Raw genomic sequence first — 18,018 nt, 5'->3', positions numbered from 1 at the left:
GCAGTCTCCTCCTTGCAAAGGCCCATGGTGAGCGAAGGGTCGGGCCTGCTGGCTCCTTCGCGACGTTCGTCGTCCGCTACGCCACCGCCCGCTCGCCATACATGGCGTCGATCTCGGCCGCGTAGCGCTTGTTCACGAAGCTGCGCTTCAGCTTCATGGTCGGCGTCAGCTCCTCGTCCTCCGGCGTGAGCTGGCGTTCGATCAGGTAGAATTTCTTGACGGTCTCGACCCGCGCGAACTTGACGTTGACCGCCTCGACCTCGCGCTGGATCAGGTCCTGGATCTCGCGGGCCCGGCACAGGCTCGCGTAGTTGGTGAACGGGATGTCGTAATCCTGGGCGTATTTCTCGACATTCTCCTGATCGATCATGATCAGGCAGGTGAGATACGGCCGCTTGTCGCCGATCACGACCGCGTCCGAGACGTAGGGCGAGAATTTGAGCTGGTTCTCGATCTCCGACGGCGTGATGTTCTTGCCGCCTGACGTGATGATGATGTCCTTCATCCGGTCGGTGATCTTCACAAAGCCTTCATTGTCGATCGCACCGACATCGCCGGTGTGCAGCCAGCCTTTGGCGTCGATCGTCTCGGCGGTCTTCTCCGGCTGGTTGAGATAGCCCATGAACAGGTAGTCGCCCTTGATCAGGATCTCGCCCTTCGGGCAGATCATCACCTCGCCCCAGGGCGCGGCCTTGCCGACCGAGCCGAGCTTGATGCGGTCCGCCGGCATCATGGTCGCGACGCCGCAGTTCTCGGTCTGGCCGTAGACCTCGCGCATGTCGATGCCGAGCGCGAGATACCAGCGGATCAGATCCGGCGAGATCGGCGCGGCGCCGGTCAACGCGATCCGGCAGCGGTCGAGCCCGAGCATGCGGCGGATGTTGCGGAACACCAGCCAGTAGGCGGCACGGTTGGCGAGCCGCAGCGACAGTGGCGGCGTCTCGCTCTCCAGCCGGCACTCGGTCATCCGGTTGCCGATCGCAAGCGCCCGGGCGTACATCCAGTTCTGGAACGGGGTCGCGTCCTTCAACGCGATGGTGATACCGGAATAGAATTTCTCCCAGATCCGGGGCACCGCGAGGAATGCGGTCGGCTGCACCTCGCGCAGATTGTCCGGCACCGTCTCCGGGCTCTCGGCGAAATTCATCACCGAGCCCAGCGCGAGCGAGATGTAATAGCCGCCGACCCGCTCGGCGACGTGGCAGAGTGGCAGGAACACCAGCCGTTCCTCGCTGTCGGTCGAGGGATAGAGATCGTTGGCGTGGCGCATCTGATGCGTCACGCTGCGGTTGGAGTGCATTGCGCCCTTGGGCGGGCCTGTGGTGCCCGAGGTGTAGACCAGGATCGCGAGATCGGCGGCGGCGCGGCTACCGGTCATCTCGTCCCACAGGGCGTCGTTGCCTTGCGCGTGATTGCGGCCGAGCGCGGTGAATTCCGCGAGCGACAGCACCATCGGATCGGAGAAGCCGGAGAGGCCCTCCATGTCGAACACGACGATCTTGTCCAGCGTCGGACAGCGCGACCGGCAGGTCAGCACCTTGTCGAGTTGCTCCTCGTCCTCGACGAAGATCACCCGGGTGCGGGAATCATTGACGAGATATTCGACCTGCGCCGCCGAATCGGTCGGGTAGATACCGGAGGAGACGCCGCCGGCGCACAGAATGCCCATGTCGGCATAGACCCATTCCGGCACCGCGTTGGCGATGATCGAGCCGACATCGCCGGGGCGGAAGCCGGTCGCGTGCAGGGCGAAGGCGATGTCCCTGGAAATCTGTAGCCATTGGCGCCAGCTGGTCGGCTGCCAGATGCCGAATTTCTTTTCGCGGATCGCGGGCCTGTCGCCACGCGTTTGCACCGCGAGCAGAAAGCTCCTCGCGATCGTGTCGGCAACCGTCAGCACCGCCGGTCCTGCCATGCGCGCTCCCTCCTCTGCCGCCTGCCTCACGTGCCGGCCCTTGGTGCCGGTCTTGTTCACGAGACAGGGCTAAAATCTAGCTCCAACTCTGTTTCAGTACCAAGCCTTCCTCAGCGCTCTCAGCGCCACGTCTTTTTCTTCTTCCAGCGCCGCTCGCCCCGCGCGCCGGCTTCCTTGGCGCCGAGATAGAACTCCTGGATATCGGGTGAATTCATCAGCCGTTCGCAGGTGTCGTTCATGACGACGCGGCCGATCTCCAGCACATAGCCGTAATCCGCCGTCTCCAGCGCGATCTTGGCATTCTGCTCGACCAGCAGGATCGACATGCCCTGCTCCTGATTGACCCGGCGGATGATGGTGAAGATCTCCTTCACCAGGATCGGCGACAGCCCGAGCGACGGCTCGTCGAGCAGCAGCAGCGTCGGCCGGTTCATCAGCGCACGGCCGATCGCCAGCATCTGCTGCTCGCCGCCCGAAAGCTGCCCGGCAGGCTGGCCGAGCCGCTCCTTCAGCCGTGGAAAATAGCCGTAGACGCGCTCGAGGTCCTGCGCCACACCGTCGCGGTCCTTGCGCAGATAGGCACCCATCATCAGGTTCTCGCGCACCGACAGGAACGGAAACACCTCGCGTCCCTCCGGCACATGGCTGAGGCCGAGCCGCACGATCCGGTCCGCCTCCATGCGCTGGATCGGCTTGCCGAGGAATTCGATCGAGCCCTTCTGCGGGTCGAGGATGCCGGAGATCGTCTTCAGCACCGTGGTCTTGCCGGCCCCATTGGCGCCGAGCAGCGTCACGATCCGGCCGCGCGGCACCTCGAGGCTGATGCCGCGGATCGCCATGATCGGTCCGTAGTAGCTCTCGATGTTGGAGAGTTTCAGGATGATGTCGGGCGTGCTCATGGCATCATCCTCATGCGCCCAGATAGGCTGCGACGACGTCGGGATGGTGCTGCACTTCGGATGGCGAACCCATCGCCAGCACGCGGCCGTAATTCAGCGCGATCACGCGATCGGAGACGCGGTTGACCAGCGTCATGTCGTGCTCGACCATCAGCACCGTGATGCCGAGCTCGCTCTTCATGTCGCGGATCCAGAACGACATGTCGTCGGTCTCCTCGACATTGAGCCCGGACGACGGTTCGTCGAGCAGGATCAGCTTCGGCTCCGAGCACAGCGCCCGCGCCAGCTCGATCACCTTGCGCACGCCGTAGGGCAGGCCTGAGATCAGCTTGTCGCGATAGGGCTCGAGATCGAGGAATTCGATCACCTGCTCGACCCGGCGGCGATGCGCCTTCTCGCCGGCGCGGACGCTCGGCAGGAACAACAGCTCCTGCCAGAGCCGGGTGGTGGAATGGCGATGCCGCCCGACCAGCAGATTGCTCAGCACGGTCGCGTTCTCGAACAGCTCGATGTTCTGGAAGGTGCGCGCGATGCCGAGCCGGGCGATATCGTAGGCCGGCTCGTGGGTGATGTCCTGATCCTCGAAGAAGATCCTGCCCGAGGTCGGCGGATAGATTCGCGAGATCAGGTTGAAGATCGAGCTCTTGCCGGCGCCGTTGGGCCCGATGATCGAGAGGATCTCACCCTTCTCGACCGCGAAGCTGACGGCATCGACCGCCTTGAGGCCGCCGAAATGCAGCGACAGGTTCTCGGCGCGGAAATAGCTCATCGATTCCGCTCCGACTTCACATAGATCTTCTGCCGCTTGAAGGTCGCGCGCTTGTACAGCGGGAACAACTGGAAGAAGAGCTTGATCTTGAGCCAGCGGCCGTAGAGCCCGAGCGGCTCGAACAGCACGAACGCCACGATGATGATGCCGTAGATCGCGCCCTTCAGCCCGTTGGCGGAGGCGAAGGCCGCGACTGCATCCTGGATGTGTGCCGCGCGGTCCTGGCCGGCGCCGAGCGTGGCGGCAGCGCCCGCGATCACGCCCGGCATGTCGTCCTTCAGATAGGTCAGGAACGGATCGATCATGACCAGGAAGATCGCGCCCAGCACCGCGCCATGCAGGCTGAAGGTGCCGCCGATCAGGATCACGATGATGAACTCGATCGAAAGCTGCAACGTGAACATCTCGGGCGAGATGAAGGAGAGCTTGTGTGCGAACAGCACGCCGGCAAAGCCGGTGATGCCAGCCGAGATCGCGAACGACTTCACCTTGTAGAGCGCGACATTGATGCCCATGCTGCGCGCCGCGGTCTCGCTGTCGCGGATCGCGACAAAGGCGCGCCCGGTCGGCGAGCGCAGCAGGTTGAGCGTGCCGACGATGGTCAGCACCAGCACCGCAAGGCAGAGATAATAGAAGACCGGGCCGTCGCGCGACACCGTGGTGCCGAGCAACTGCATGGTTTTGACCCGCATGCCCTCGTTGCCATTGGTCACGTTTTCCCAGCGCGCCATGATCTCCTCGACGATGAAGGCAAACGAGATCGTCGCGATCACCAGATAGATGCCCTGCAACCGCAGCGCCGGAAATCCGACCAGCGCGCCGACCACGCCGGTCAACAATCCCGCGGCGAGGAAGTAGACCGGAAACGGCACGTTGAACTGCTGCAGATAGGCCGCGGTGTAGGCGCCGATCGCCAGAAATGCGGCATGGCCGAGCGAGGCCTGCCCGGTGAAGCCGGTGAGGATCATCAGCCCGACGCCAACCGTCGCATAGATGCAGACGAAGACGAGCTGGCTCATCAGATAGCTTGAGAGCACATACGGCGCGATCAGCAGCACCACGAGCAACAGGCCGTAAGAATAGACGTAGCCGGAATGCGGGAACAGCCTGATGTCGTCTTCATAGTCGGTCTTGAAGAGAAACCGCATGCTTCCTCCTCAAACCTTTTTTCGGACGTGAAGGCCGAACAGGCCCTCGGGCTTGAGCAGCAGCACCGCGAGCAGCACGATGTAGGGCGCGACGTCCTTCCATCCCTGCGGGAGATAGAAGCCGGCCATGCTCTCGATTACGCCGATCAGGATACCGCCGACCACCGCGCCCGGGATCGAGCCGAAGCCACCGAGCACCGCGGCTGGAAACGCCTTCAGCCCCAGCACCAGGCCGACATTGGAATGGATGAAGGTGATCGGCGCCAGCAGCACGCCGGCGCAGGTCGCAACCGCCGCCGAGATCGCCCAGACGATCGAAACCACGCGCTTGACCGGGATGCCCATGTAATAGGCAGCCAGCATGTTCTCCGAACTGGCGCGCATCGCGGTGCCGAGCGTGGTGCGGTTGAAGAACAGATAGAGCAGCGCACACAGGATAATGGTCGCCGCAATCACCGACAGCTTGTCATAGGCGAGCACCAGGCTGCCGATTCGCAGCACGCCCTGGCTGAACGGCGTCTCGATCTTGAAGTCGTCGGTGCCCCAGATCATGCCGGCGACCGAGCGCAGGAAATAGCCGAGCCCGATCGTCGCCATGATGATGGAGAACTGCGGATAGCCGAGGATCGGCCGCACCACGAGCCGCTCGGCCAGCATGCCGAACAGCGCCATGCAGATCACCGCGCCGGCGAAGCCGACCCAGTAGTTCAGTCCGAGCATGCCGATGAAGGTGAAGGCGAAAAAGCCGCCCAGCATCATCAAATCGCCTTGCGCGAAATTGACGACTTCGGTGGCCTTGTAGACCAGCACGAAGCCAAGCGCGATCAGGCCGTAAACGCAGCCGAGCGCAATGCCGCTGACGAGCTGCTGAACAAAGTCCAGCATCGTTCCCTCCCCGATGCCCGGCGGTTCTTAGTCCGACCGCTCGTTGCATCCCGCCTTCGCGCCCTTGTGCCGGAAGCGCTGAAAGCCGCCTATGTCCACCCCGATTGAGCCAAAAGGCCCGATCCGTGTCAACAAACCGCTGATCCGCCGCCATCATCACATTTGCGGAGAAATGCCGCAGCACGGACTAATACGGGTATCGTGTTCGATTTGCCCGCTGCGATTCACCGCACCGAAACGGTTTTTGTCCAAGCTTGCGCAACTGACGAGCGAAATCCCGGATCGCCACCACATCATGACATCGGAACTGGCCGCACTCGCCGTGCGAGGGTTAACCAAGCGTTTTGACCGCCCGGCGGTCGATGCGCTCGATCTCACCGTCCGTGTCGGCGAGTTCTATGCGCTGCTCGGGCCGAACGGCGCCGGTAAGACCACGACGCTGCGTATGGTGGCCGGGCTGCTGCGGCCGGATGCCGGCGCGGTGTCGATCCTCGGCATCGACGCGCTGGCCGATCCGGTCGCCGCCAAGCAGATCATGGCCTGGGTATCCGACGAGCCGATGATCTACGACAAGCTGACGCCGCTGGAATATCTCGAATTCGTCGCCGGCCTCTGGGGCATCGACCCGCGCACTTCGGAAGAATCGGCACGCAATCTGCTCGCCTCGCTCGGGCTCGAGCCGCATCTCAACGAGCGCTGCGAAGGTTTCTCCAAGGGCATGCGCCAGAAGGTGGCGCTGGCCGGCGCGCTGGTGCACGATCCCCGCCTGATCATTCTCGACGAACCGCTGACCGGCCTCGACGCGCTGTCGGCGCGTCACGTCAAGGGGCTGTTGCAGGAGCGCGTCCGCGCCGGCTGCACCGTGATCATGACCACCCATATTCTCGAAGTCGCCGAGCGCATGGCCGACCGCATCGGCGTGATTGCGGCCGGCAGGCTGATCGCCGAGGGCACGTTGGCCGAGCTGCGCGAGCAGAACGGCCGCAACGACACGAGCCTCGAGGACATGTTCATCGCGCTGGTCGATACCGAAGCGGTCGCCGCGTGAGCTCGACCGCCCATCTCGCCTGGTTCGCCCGCCACGAGTTCCGCCTCGCCTGGCGCGAATGGCTGGCGATGATGACCGGCAGCCGGCGCCGGCGCAATCGCGCCGTGATCGGGCTCGTGATCTTCGCGGCGATCCTGCATCTGCCGGCCTATGCCGTGGTCGCCCGCTATGTCGACCTCAGGTTTCCGCTCGATCCATCCTCGCTGATCGTGCTGACGGCGACGATCTTCCTGTCCTGGGCGCTGATGCTCTCGCAGGCGATCGAGTCGGTGACGCGGGTGTTCTATGCCCGCGCCGATCTCGATCTGATCATGTCGTCGCCGGCCAAGCTCACCAACATCTTCTCGATCCGGATCGCCGCGATCGCGCTGACGGTGAGTTGCATGGCGCTGTTGCTGTCGACGCCGTTCATCGACGTTCTGGTCTATCTCGGCGGCGCGCGCTGGCTCGCCGGCTTCGGCGTCGTGGTTGCGATCGGGCTCTCGGCGGCGGCGACCGCGATCGCCGTCACCGTCGTGCTGTTCCGCCTGATCGGACCGGGCCGCACGCGGCTGGTGGCGCAGATCGTTTCCGCCGTGATCGGCGCCGGCTTCGTCATCGCCTTGCAGGTCGTTGCCGTGCTGTCCTACGGCACGCTGTCGCGGTTTGCTTTCCTGACCTCGGATACCGCGGCACGGGTCGCGCCGGCACTCGACAGCCTGCTGTGGTGGCCAGCGCGGGCGTCGCTGGGTGACGTCGAAATCATGATGCTGCTGCTTGCCGCCGCGCTGGTGATGCTCGGCGTCGTGATGGCGGTGTTCGCGCCGCGCTTTGCCGACACCGTGACGAGCGTCGCCGCCAATCCGGCCGCGGCGACGCGGGGGCGGGCCCGCGCGTTCCGGTCCGGCTCGCGGCAGCAGGCGCTGCGCAGGAAGGAGTTTCTGCTGCTGCGCCGCGATCCCTGGCTGCTGTCGCAGAGCCTGATGCAAATGCTCTATCTGGTGCCGCCGGCGCTGATGCTGTGGCGAAGCTTCTCCGGCTCGTCGACCGCGATCGTGCTGATCACGCCGGTCGTGGTGATGGCCGCGGGGCAGCTCGCGGGCGGGCTGGCCTGGCTGACCATTTCGGGCGAGGACGCGCCCGACCTGGTTGCGACCGCGCCGCTGCCACCATCGCGGGTGATCCGCGCCAAGGTCGAAGTCGTCCTGATCGCGATCGCCGCGATTTTTGCGCCGCTGGTGGCAGCGCTGGCGCTCGCCTCGCCGCAACAGGCCCTGGTGACGGCGATCGCGATCATCATCGCGACCGCATCCGCAGCCGCCGTTCAATTCTGGTTCCGCGCGCAGGCCAGGCGCAGCCAATTCCGCCGGCGCCAGACCTCCTCCCGCGTCGCCACCTTCGCCGAAGCGTTCTGCTCAATCGGCTGGGCCGCAACCGCGGCACTCGCCTTGACGATCCCGGCGGCGGCCGTCGTCAGCGGCACCTTGACACTGCTGACACTCGTCATCGCCTGGAAGCTGAGCCCGCGACGCTGATCACGGCCTCGATCCCCGATGCGCCAGTCACGGCTGGCACTGCTCGACCGTCTCTGTCGTGCGCAATCCGTGACGGCCGTCACGTCTTTATCATGACTGGAGCCTAGCTTGCCTGCGAGGTGCCCCGGCATTCTGCGGGCGAAGGTAGACTTGCACCTCCGGTGTATTTCAGCAAGATTGCAACTACGAAGTTATTCCGCCGAGGGAGAGCATCATGCGCGTTTCGCAATCGAGCGGGGCCCTTCGCGTCAAGGCGATCGCGGGCACCCATGTCGTCCTGATGGCGCTGGACATGGACGAAGGTGCGAGGCCCGGCCTGCGCGGTTTCGCCATCAAGCGCGGCCATGGCGGCCAGGCTCAGCAATGGCTGGAAGGCATCAAGTACTTCAAGGACCTGGTGCCGAACCCGAAGCCCGGCGACAGCTTCCCGTCGCGGCAGCAGCCGTTCCAGTCGTTCCTGTGGTCCGACTACACTGCAAGCCCCGGCGTCGATTACGACTTCACGATCATCGCGCTCTACGGCGACCTCCACAACATGGAGGAACGCTACACCTTGAACTTCTCGATCACGACCGAGCCGGAATACGACGGCAAGGGCCAGGGCGTCTGGTTCAACCGCGGTATCATCGCGAGCCATGCGATGGCGGTCGATTTTCACAATGCCACGCTGACCGAGGAGATGGTCAACAATGTCAGCGACGACGGCCGGCTGCTCGACCGCGAGACGCAATGGCTTTCGCGCGGCCTGGCCGAGGCCTGCCTCAAATACATCAACAGCGCGGGGTCCGGCGACCAATTGCGGGTTTGCGCCTACGAATTCACCTATCTTCCGGTGCTGGCCGCCTTGAAGCGGGCGCATGATCGCGGCGTCGATGTACAGATCATCTATCACGACACCAAGCACGACAACGATCCCAATCGCGCCGCGATCGCAACGGCCAAGCTGCCGGCCGCGATCGTGCATCCGCGCACCCGGACCGCGATCCCCCACAACAAGTTCATCGTCAAGCTGGCCGCGGGCAAGCCGCCGCTGGTGTGGACCGGCTCGACCAACTTCACCGACTCCGGCTTCTACGGTCAGACCAATGTCGGACACGTGACCGCTGACGCCACCACGGTGAAGACCTATCTGAGCTACTGGACGGAATTGAAGGACGATCCGGTGCACAGCGTTGCGCTGCACAACGCGATCGAGCTGACGCCCAACCCGCCGAATGTGATCGCTGAATCCTCCACCGTCCCGTTCTTCTCGCCGCGCATCGCCGACAACATGCTCGACTGGTACGGGCAACGCATCGACGATGCCGGGTCGCTCGCGATGATGACGATTCCGTTCAACGTCGCGGACACCATCCTCACCGCGCTCGGCAAGACCAGCAACGCGATGCGGCTGGTGATCCTGGAGGATCCCCCGAGCGCGGCGGTGAACGCCGCTGAGCAGCGCAACCGCGGCAAGCTTGCCTTCTCCAACGGCGCGATCCTCGGCAAGTCGTTCATCAAGTACAAGTCGAGCTTCGGCGGCGCCAAGGTGACCCCGATCCCGAATTCCAATCTCGACAAATGGTTCATCGACGAAGAACTCGATCGTCCCACCAACAAGGGCCACGTGTTCTTCGTCCATGCCAAGGTACTGATCGTCGATCCGCTGTCGGATGACCCGCTGGTCTGCTCCGGCTCGGCCAATTTCTCGGCGAATTCGCTGACAGCAAACGACGAGAACATGCTGCTGATCCGCGGCGACACCAGGGTCGCCGACATCTACGTGACCGAACTCGATCGCATCTTCAGGCACTTCCGCTCGCGCGATATCATCAACAAGCAGGCGAACGCGGGCCAGCGCGAGGAATGGCTGTTGCTTGATACGACCGACGGCTGGATTGGATCGAACTTCCAGAATGGCACCTACAAGAACAATCGCCGTCTGTTGTTCTTCCCCGAAGCCGCCACCAAGCCATGGAGCACCCCGGCTGGCGCCGACCCCGATCCGTTCAAGGATGAAGACGAAAGGGCACAGCAGAAACGCGCCAAGGCCAGCGCCAGGAGAAAGCAGGCCGGCGGCACAGGCAAGAAGGTCGGCAAAAAAGCTTCTGCCAAGAAGAGCACTGCCAAGAAAACCGTGAAGAAAGCCAAAGCCAAGGCGACCAAGGCGTCCAAAAAGAAGGCTGCGAAGAAGTCGGCAAAGAAAGCCATGAAGAAGGCCGCGAAGAAAACCACCGCAAGAAAGGCCGGCAAGGCGAAGAAGGCCACGAAGTCCGCGAAGAAGAAGGTCACCAAACGGAAGGCCTCGAAGCGCTGAGGCACGTTCCTGAAGCGGCTTTCCCTCTCAACAAACGCACTTGCACGGAGACCGCACCTTAACGGGAAGCCAGGCGCGACGATGATTCTACTGGGACACATCGCCCTGGATGCGCGATGCATCCGACACGACCGGCTCGGCGCGCGCAGCCGCCGACTATCCTTTCATCACCTCGATCACGGCCGCGGCGAAGGCGTCCGGCGCTTCCTGCGGTATGTTGTGGCCAGCCCCCGGGATCACGCGATACGCCAGGCGGGCGGTGTATTTGGCCGCGCTGGCGCTGGCGTCGGCGGCGGCCGTGACCCCGTCATCGGCACCATCGAGCGTGATTGTGGGGACCGCGATCACAGGCAACGCCGCCAGGCGCCGCTGCACGTCGGCATAGTGCGGATCGCCTTCGACGACGCCGTAGCGGTGGCGATAGCTATGGATCACGACATCGACATAATCCGGATTGTCGAATGCGGCCGCGCTGCGCTCGAAGCAGGCATCGTCGAACGCCCAGCCCGGCGACCATTGCGACCACAATATCCGCGCGATGCCGCGCCGGTTGGCGGCAAGCCCGGCGCGGCCGCGCTCGAGCTGGAAGTAATACTGATACCAGAGCGGCACCTCGCGCTCCGGCCGCGCCGGCACCATGGCATGTGCGATGTCCTGGATCATGTAGCCGTTGGTGCAGACCAGCCCGATGCATCGGTCCGGCCACAGTGCCGCGCCGATCGAGGCGGCACGGCCGCCCCAGTCATAGCCGGCGAACACCGCGCGCTGGATACCAAGCGCATCCAGCAGCGCCATCATGTCGGCGCCGACCGCCGCCTGCTCGCCCGAGCGCGGCGTCGCCTTGTCGCGGAATTGCGTCGGCCCATAGCCGCGCAGATAGGGCACGATGACCCGGCAGCCCTGCGCCGCCAGCAATGGCGCGACGTCGACATAGGAATGGATGTCGTAGGGAAAGCCGTGCATCAGCAGCACGGCCGGACCGTCGGCCGGGCCAGCCTCGTAATAGGCGATATTGAGCACGCCGGCGTCAACGTGACGCAGCGGCTCGAGCAGTTTGGTCGATGGCGCCCTCGGCGCGGCGGCATGTTCGGTCACGGCGGACTCCTCTTCGATCGCTTTGCTCGCCATGGTAGCGCGTCCTGCCGGATTGTTCGCCGGGATCGCATTGCAATCCGCGTCATGGAGCGATGCGCGCACGTCATCATGACGGCGCGCCAGTTCGACGATAACATCTCGTCGGAGGATATTGCCGCAAACGGAACAGGTCATGCTGAGATTGCTCGCCGCGCTCATGCTGCTCGGAACGTTGGCCAGCCACGCCCTCGCGCAGGATGCCCCGCGCAGCGAATGCCTGGCGATGGCCAATGCACCGCCCCGTGCCATCCCGGTGGCCTACCGCCGCGTCGCCGCCAAGACCACGACCAAGACCGGCGAAGTCGCGATCACCTATGCCGGCCATTCGACCTATTACATCGACACGCCGGAAGGCGTCCGGATCGCGACCGACTACAACGGCGCCTATCAGACCGGACGTCTGCCCGACGTCGCGACCATGAACCGGGCGCATGCGACCCATTACACGCTGTTTCCCGATCCCCGGATCGCCCATGTGCTGCACGGTTGGGGCGAGAACGGCCAGGCCGCGCATTATTCGGAGCGGATCGGCGACGTCTATATCCGCAATGTCACCACCGACATCCGCCGCTATTGGGGCGAGGATGCCGGCGGCGGGATGATCAAGGACGGCAATTCGATCTTCATCTTCGAGGTCGCCGGCCTCTGCATCGGCCATCTCGGCCACCTCCACGTCAAGCTCGATGACAGCCAGTTCGCGGCGATCGGCCGGCTCGACATCGTGATGGTGCCGATCGACGGCACCTATACGATGTCGCTCAGCGGCATCTCCGAGATCACCCGGCGGCTACGTGCCTCGGTGGTGCTGCCGATGCACCGCTTCGCGACCCCGCTCGACGAATTCATGCGCCTGATCGGCCAGCAGTTCGAGATCGACCGCCGCGGCGGCGAGCGCACCTTGCGGATTTCGCGCGACACGCTGCCGGCGACGCCGACGGTGATCATCCTCGATGGCGTGTGAGGCGGCCCGTCCCTGACACGATTTCGTCAACCGGCGATTTTCGCGCTTGACCTAGAGTATGCTCTAGCTTGTTCACTCCGAACTGTCCGGCGACGACCCCACAAGCGAGTCTCGCCGGCACGACGAAGGCGGTCTCATGATGGATGCCCGAACAGCCCAGGCGCCAGCCGCGCTTCATATCGGCGAGATCGCGCGCCGCTCCGGCCGCAGCGTGCATACCATCCGCTGGTACGAGACGCAGGGCCTGATGCCCGGCGTCATCAGGGACCGCGGCCGCCGCCGCGTCTACAGCGACTACCACATCGGCTGGCTCGACCTGATGGAGCGGCTGCGCTTGACCGGCATGTCGATCCGGCAGCTGCGCGAGTACACCGCGCTGGTGAAACAGGGCGGCGCGAGCCTGGCCAAACGCCGCGCCTTGCTCGCCGCACATCAGCTCCGCGTGCACGCGATGATCGCGAAATGGACCGAGGCGCTGACGCTGGTCGACGCCAAGGTCGAATTCTACGACGAATGGATGGCCGGCGGCCGCCGGCCCTCGGTTTCGCCGCAGCAGCGCGCCCGCGCCAAGCGCTCCATGCCCAAAGCCTGAACAAGGCCTGAGCCCTCACCGATCAGACAACAGGATGCGCGATGGACGATATGCTTCGGCGTAAACCCTTTGCCATGCGCGCATCGCGCCGAGTGACGCTGCTGACGCTGTGTCTGGCCGTCACGATCGCGCACATCGATACGTTCATCGTCAATCTCGGCGCGCGTGCGATCGGCGATCACTTCGGCGCCGGTGTCGACCAGCTGCAATGGATCGTCGACAGCTACAATCTGGTCTATGCGGCTTCGCTGCTGACCGGCGGAATGCTCGCGGACCGCTACGGCCGGCGCCGGATCCTGATGGCCGGCGCCGTGATCTTCAGCGCCACATCGCTGCTGTGCGCAGCCGCACCGTCCGCACTGGTGCTGATCGGCGGACGAGCGCTCACCGGAGCCGGCGGCGCCCTGATGATCCCCGCGTCGCTTGCGATCATCCGCGTGGTCTGGGACCAGCCGGACGAACGCGCCCGCGCTCTCGGCATCTGGGCCGCCTGCAATGGCGTGGCCATGGCGCTCGGACCAAGCCTTGGCGGGCTGCTGATTCCATGGCTCGGCTGGCGCAGCATCTTCCTGGTGATCGTGCCGCTCGGTCTGCTCGTGGTTGCGATGGCCGGCTCGACGGTCCCGGAGTCGGCAAACCCGCAGCGCCGCGCATTCGACGCTCCGGCCCAACTCTGCGGCGCGCTGGCGCTTGGAAGCCTGACCTATGCCGCGATCGGCGGGCAATCGGCGCCGGGCGCGATGATCGCCGCGCTGGTCGTCGCCGCGCTTTCGACAACGCTGTTGATCGCGATCGAGAGGAAGAAGGGGTCCGCGGCGCTGTTGTCGCCGGAGATACTCGGTGCCCGCCAGTTCCGCGCCGCGATGATCGCCACCACGGGCATGACCTTTGGCGGATACGGCATGGTGTTCGTGCTGCCGCTGGCGTGGCAGTCGAGCGGGCGGTTCGATGCCGCGGCAAGCGCGGCCGCGCTGCTGCCGATGTCGCTGGTGTTCGTGTTGGTCTCGCCGCTTTCCGGCACGCTCTCGGACAAGTTTGGATTGCGCGCGACAGCATCGGGCGGCGTGACGCTGATGAGCGCCGGACTCCTGATGATCGGCCTTGTTGGCATGCAACCAGACATCACCTTGGCCGAGTTCGGGCTGGCCATCACGGGCCTCGGGCTCGGGCTCGCCGCGGGACCGCTCTCAGCGATGGCCGTCGGCGACGTCGCCGCCGCGCGGGCCGGTACGGCTGCGGCGCTGATCAACGTGGCCCGGATCAGCGGTGCAACGATAGGGGTCGCGATGCTCGGCGCGCTGTATGCGGCGGCCGGCGGCGGCGGCCACGGCTTGCGGCTTGCGATGCTCGCCGGGAGCCTCGTTCAGTTCGCTGGCGCCAGCCTGGCCTGGATGATGACGCAACGGAAAGCGCCGGGGCTGCGCATTTGACCTGCTCGCACGCGGCTCGTTATCCTCCCGCAGCCGACATCGTATCGGCGGCCGACAAGAAGCAAGAACAGGGAGCATCATCCATGGCCAGCACTCTGCCCGCCTCAGCCAGCGGGCTCTATGCCGATCCGCGCGAAGACTGGCTCGCCCAATACACCGAGGCGATCATCGATCCCGACAGGCCGATCATCGATCCGCACCATCATCTGTGGGACCGCGGCGGCTTGCGCTACTTGATCGAGGACATGCGCGACGACATCGCCTCCGGCCACAACATCGTCGCGACCGTCTATGTCGATTGCCGATCGATGTATCGCGCCAGTGGCCCGGAGGCGTTCCGCCCGGTCGGCGAGGTCGAGTTCGCCAATGGCGTCGCCGCGATGGCGGCAAGTGGCGGCTACGGCAACGCGGCGATCTGCGCCGGCATCGTCAGCCACGTCAACCTTCTGATCGGCGATCAGGCCAAGGCGGTGCTGGAGGCGGAGATCGCCGCCGGCAACGGCCGGTTCCGCGGCATCCGCCATTCGTCGGCCTGGGACGAAGACCCCAACGTCGCCCACATGTACGCGAACCGGCCCAAGGGCATCCTGCTCGATCCCACCTTTCGGAGGGGGTTCGCCTGCCTGGCGCCGCTCGGCCTCAGCTTCGATGCCTGGTTGTTCCACCCGCAGATTGGCGAGCTGACCGACCTCGCCCGCGCCTTCCCCGACACCAGGATCGTGCTCGACCATTGCGGCGGCCCGGTCGGCACCGGCCGCTTCGCCGGCAAGCGCGAGGAGACCTTTCCGGTCTGGAAGGCATCGATCCAGGAGATCGCCAAATGCCCGAACGTCGTGGTCAAGCTCGGCGGGCTGGCGATGTGCCTGCTGGGCTACGACTTTCATCTCCGCCCGCGACCGCCGTCGTCGGAGGAACTCGCCGCGGCCTGGCGTCCCTATGTGGAAACCTGCATCGAGGCGTTCGGCCCCAACCGTTGCATGTTCGAGAGCAACTTCCCACCTGACAAGGGGCAGTGCAGTTATCAGGTGATCTTCAACACCTTTAAACGGCTTGCTTCACAATATAGCGAAGTCGAGAAGACGGCGTTGTTCTTGAAGACGGCAAAGGATGTCTATCGGCTCGATATCGGGTAAACTTCCGACTCATGGATGACGGCATCACCATCCGGCCGCTTCGAGAGGCTGATGCGGAAGCGGTGGTCGCACTTTACGCAAAGGCAGCTGCGGTGGAACCGCGGCTAGGCCCTGTCGCGCTGCCGCAATGGGACCAGTTCCTGAAGCTGCCGCAAAACCGTGGCGGACGCGACTTTCGTGTCGCCGAACGAAATGGGCGACTCCTCGGCCTCGCTGAGTCATCGTTGCGCGATCAAGGCGCACATCATTCCCGGTTCCTCAAGATCGTCGTGGTGCCCGAGATGCGGCGACGCCGGATTGGCCTTGCGCTGTTCGACGACATCATCGCAATCGACGCCGATCCCGCTCTGATCGTGCAAACATTGGTGAGCGGCGACTGGCCGGCCGGCATGGCCTTCGTCGCCGCCTTCGGCTTTGCTCATGTTGAGTCCGAGATCGGGATGAAGTGCGTCGAGCCCTTGCAGCCGGCGCGCACGCTCGCCGCCGCCCGCGCCACCATCGAGCAGGTCAGCGACGTGACCGCCTGCGCCGCCGAGGTCGCGCGTATCCATAACGCCGCCTACGCCTCGGATGCCGCGTTCCGCCTGTACTCGCCGGAGGAGATGGCGCAGGTCCTGACCGAGACCGAGGTCTGGATCGCCTCGGAAGATGGACAGATGTCCGGCTTCTGCCTGACCGAGCCGGAGCGGAACTCGATGTGGATCGAATCGGTCGCGGTCGATCCGGCGCGGCAGGGACGCGGATTAGGCCAACTGCTGGTCTATCGCGTGCTCAGCGCACACGACGTCTCGGTCGAGCATCCCTGCTGGCTCAACGTCTCGAGCCGCAACGCGCCCGCGCTGAAAATCTACCGCCGGCTCGGCTTCAAGCCGCAGCACGAGACCTGCCGCTTCAGCGCCACGCGCGGCGCGCTGATCGCTGCCCGGGAGCAGAGGTTTCGCTAGTGGGCTGTGTTAAGCCCACTCACCCTTGCGGAACACCGGCACGCTGCGGCCGTCGGCGTGGATGCCGTCGATGTCGGTATGCGCGGAGCCGATCATCCAGTCGATGTGGATCAGGCTCTTGTTGCCGCCCTGCTCGGCGATCTGCTGCGGCGTCAGTCTGTCGCCATTGACGAAGCATTTCGAGTAGCACTGGCCGAGCGCGATATGCGAGGCGGCGTTCTCATCGAACAGCGTGTTGAAGAACAACAGCCCGCTCTTCGAGATCGGCGAAGAGTGCGGCACCAGCGCGACCTCGCCAAGGCGGCGCGCACCCTCGTCGGTGTCGAGCACCTTCTTCAGCACTTCCTCGCCGCGCGAGGCCTTGGCCTCGACGATGCGACCTTCCTCGAACTTCACCGCGATATTGTCGATCAGCGTGCCCTGGTAGGATAGCGGCTTCGAGCTGACGACATGGCCGCTGACACGGCGGCAGTGCGGCGTGGTGAAGACTTCCTCGGTCGGGATATTGGCATTGCAGACGATGCCGTTCTTGGCGGTCGAGGCGCCGCCTTCCCATTCGTGACCGTCGGCGAGGCCGATGGTCAGGTCCATGCCGGGGCCGGAATATTTCAACGCGTGGAAGCGCTGGCCGTTCAGCCATTCGGTGCGCTCGCGCAGCTTCGCATTATGCCTTTCCCAGTTGGCGACGGCGCCATCCTGATCGACCCGGGATGCAGAGAAGATCGCATCCGCAAGCTTGGCCACCGCGACGTCTTCGGCATCGTCGGGGAATACCTGCCTGGCCCAGGATGTGCTCGGATAGGCGATGATGTTCCAGTTGGTGTCGAAATTGACGATCTTCTCCAGCGCCGGCTGGTAGGCGATCGAGTTGGCCTTGCTGGCGCGTGCGACCTTGGTTGGGTCTTCGCCGGACAGCAGCATCGGATTGTCGCCAACGATCGCGAGCCGCGCGGTGTTGGCGCCGAACGCCTTCGCCATGCCTTCGTAAAGCCAGCCCGCGGCGCGGTCGAAGCTTGCATCGTTGGCATAGTGGTAGCGCGCCAGCGTCAGCTCCTCGTCAGAGAAGAACGGCGTCACGAGACCGGCGCCAGCCTTGTAGGCGTGCTCCACCACCCGCCGCACCAGCGGCATCGCCGCGGCGGGCGCCGTGAGCAGCAGGTCCTGCCCCGGCTGCAATTGCAGGCCGACCTTGATCGCGACTTCGGCGAGCCGATCGAGCTTGACGGGATCGATCGAGGCGGAAAGGTTGCGTTGAAGTGCGGTCATGAAGCGTCCGGCCGTGTCGTTGGAGGGTGATGAGGATTCGTAGTCCAATTCGATCCGCATTCGCAAGGTTCCTGCCCGCCGCAG

The 18,018-nt window shown here is 64.7% G+C and carries 15 protein-coding genes; 8 read left to right on the top strand and 7 right to left on the bottom strand.

Going from position 1 to position 18,018, the window contains the following annotated elements; translation table 11 throughout:
• Positions 1–76: 76 nt before the first annotated feature.
• From B2W55_RS01760 to B2W55_RS01740, 5 genes are all read right to left on the bottom strand, one after another.
• On the bottom strand, positions 77–1,915 hold the full coding sequence (locus B2W55_RS01760; protein ID WP_024581633.1) for an AMP-dependent synthetase/ligase: 1,839 nt from the start codon (positions 1,913–1,915) through the stop codon (positions 77–79).
• A 119-nt stretch (positions 1,916–2,034) separates the two neighbouring features.
• Complete coding sequence (locus tag B2W55_RS01755; RefSeq protein ID WP_024581632.1) at positions 2,035–2,814, bottom strand: ABC transporter ATP-binding protein; 780 nt, start codon at positions 2,812–2,814, stop codon at positions 2,035–2,037.
• Positions 2,815–2,824: 10 nt separating this feature from the next.
• Positions 2,825–3,583, bottom strand: coding sequence for an ABC transporter ATP-binding protein (locus tag B2W55_RS01750; RefSeq protein ID WP_024581631.1), 759 nt, complete (start codon positions 3,581–3,583; stop codon positions 2,825–2,827).
• Positions 3,580–4,731, bottom strand: coding sequence for a branched-chain amino acid ABC transporter permease (locus B2W55_RS01745; protein WP_024581630.1), 1,152 nt, complete (start codon positions 4,729–4,731; stop codon positions 3,580–3,582). The genes B2W55_RS01750 and B2W55_RS01745 overlap by 4 nt, the downstream gene beginning before the upstream one ends.
• A gap of 9 nt (positions 4,732–4,740) precedes the next feature.
• Positions 4,741–5,616 carry a branched-chain amino acid ABC transporter permease gene (locus tag B2W55_RS01740; RefSeq protein WP_024581629.1) on the bottom strand — a complete coding sequence of 292 codons (876 nt, stop codon included), beginning with the start codon at positions 5,614–5,616 and terminating at the stop codon, positions 4,741–4,743.
• Between the two features lie 295 nt (positions 5,617–5,911).
• On the opposite strand from B2W55_RS01740, the gene B2W55_RS01735 reads away from it, so the two are divergent.
• The 3 genes from B2W55_RS01735 to B2W55_RS01725 all read left to right on the top strand — a co-directional run bounded on the left by B2W55_RS01735 (position 5,912) and on the right by B2W55_RS01725 (position 10,474).
• Positions 5,912–6,664 (top strand): ABC transporter ATP-binding protein, encoded by a 753-nt coding sequence (locus B2W55_RS01735; protein WP_024581628.1) that lies wholly within the window; start codon positions 5,912–5,914, stop codon positions 6,662–6,664.
• Entirely contained in the window at positions 6,661–8,178 is a 1,518-nt protein-coding gene (locus B2W55_RS01730) for a hypothetical protein (RefSeq protein ID WP_024581627.1), read from the top strand. Before B2W55_RS01735 ends, B2W55_RS01730 begins: the two co-directional genes overlap by 4 nt.
• A gap of 214 nt (positions 8,179–8,392) precedes the next feature.
• Positions 8,393–10,474 (top strand): phospholipase D-like domain-containing protein, encoded by a 2,082-nt coding sequence (locus tag B2W55_RS01725; protein WP_024581626.1) that lies wholly within the window; start codon positions 8,393–8,395, stop codon positions 10,472–10,474.
• 156 nt (positions 10,475–10,630) lie between these two features.
• On the opposite strand, the gene B2W55_RS01720 is transcribed toward B2W55_RS01725, so the two are convergent.
• Complete coding sequence (locus tag B2W55_RS01720) at positions 10,631–11,602, bottom strand: alpha/beta fold hydrolase (protein WP_080891016.1); 972 nt, start codon at positions 11,600–11,602, stop codon at positions 10,631–10,633.
• Positions 11,603–11,741: 139 nt separating this feature from the next.
• Between B2W55_RS01720 and B2W55_RS01715 the strand changes: the two genes are divergently transcribed.
• From B2W55_RS01715 to B2W55_RS01695, 5 genes are all read left to right on the top strand, one after another.
• Complete coding sequence (locus tag B2W55_RS01715) at positions 11,742–12,569, top strand: MBL fold metallo-hydrolase (RefSeq protein WP_024581624.1); 828 nt, start codon at positions 11,742–11,744, stop codon at positions 12,567–12,569.
• Positions 12,570–12,708: 139 nt separating this feature from the next.
• Entirely contained in the window at positions 12,709–13,161 is a 453-nt protein-coding gene (locus B2W55_RS01710) for a MerR family transcriptional regulator (protein ID WP_200894404.1), read from the top strand.
• Positions 13,162–13,202: 41 nt separating this feature from the next.
• Entirely contained in the window at positions 13,203–14,591 is a 1,389-nt protein-coding gene (locus B2W55_RS01705; RefSeq protein WP_024581622.1) for an MFS transporter, read from the top strand.
• Positions 14,592–14,674: 83 nt separating this feature from the next.
• Entirely contained in the window at positions 14,675–15,724 is a 1,050-nt protein-coding gene (locus B2W55_RS01700) for an amidohydrolase family protein (RefSeq protein ID WP_024581621.1), read from the top strand.
• Between the two features lie 224 nt (positions 15,725–15,948).
• The gene (locus tag B2W55_RS01695; protein ID WP_160306704.1) at positions 15,949–16,668 is read left to right on the top strand and encodes a GNAT family N-acetyltransferase; all 720 of its coding nucleotides are present in this window, start codon (positions 15,949–15,951) and stop codon (positions 16,666–16,668) included.
• Between the two features lie 9 nt (positions 16,669–16,677).
• Here B2W55_RS01695 and B2W55_RS01690 read toward each other — a convergent pair whose 3' ends face one another.
• Positions 16,678–17,934 carry an aminopeptidase gene (locus tag B2W55_RS01690; RefSeq protein ID WP_024581619.1) on the bottom strand — a complete coding sequence of 419 codons (1,257 nt, stop codon included), beginning with the start codon at positions 17,932–17,934 and terminating at the stop codon, positions 16,678–16,680.
• Positions 17,935–18,018: the final 84 nt, after the last annotated feature.

Origin of the sequence: Bradyrhizobium sp. UBA2491 (genome assembly GCF_002341725.1) — a bacterium.
GTDB lineage: Bacteria > Pseudomonadota > Alphaproteobacteria > Rhizobiales > Xanthobacteraceae > Bradyrhizobium.
Note: the sequence above shows the minus strand (reverse complement) of the source record. Positions and strands in the feature narration are given on the sequence as shown.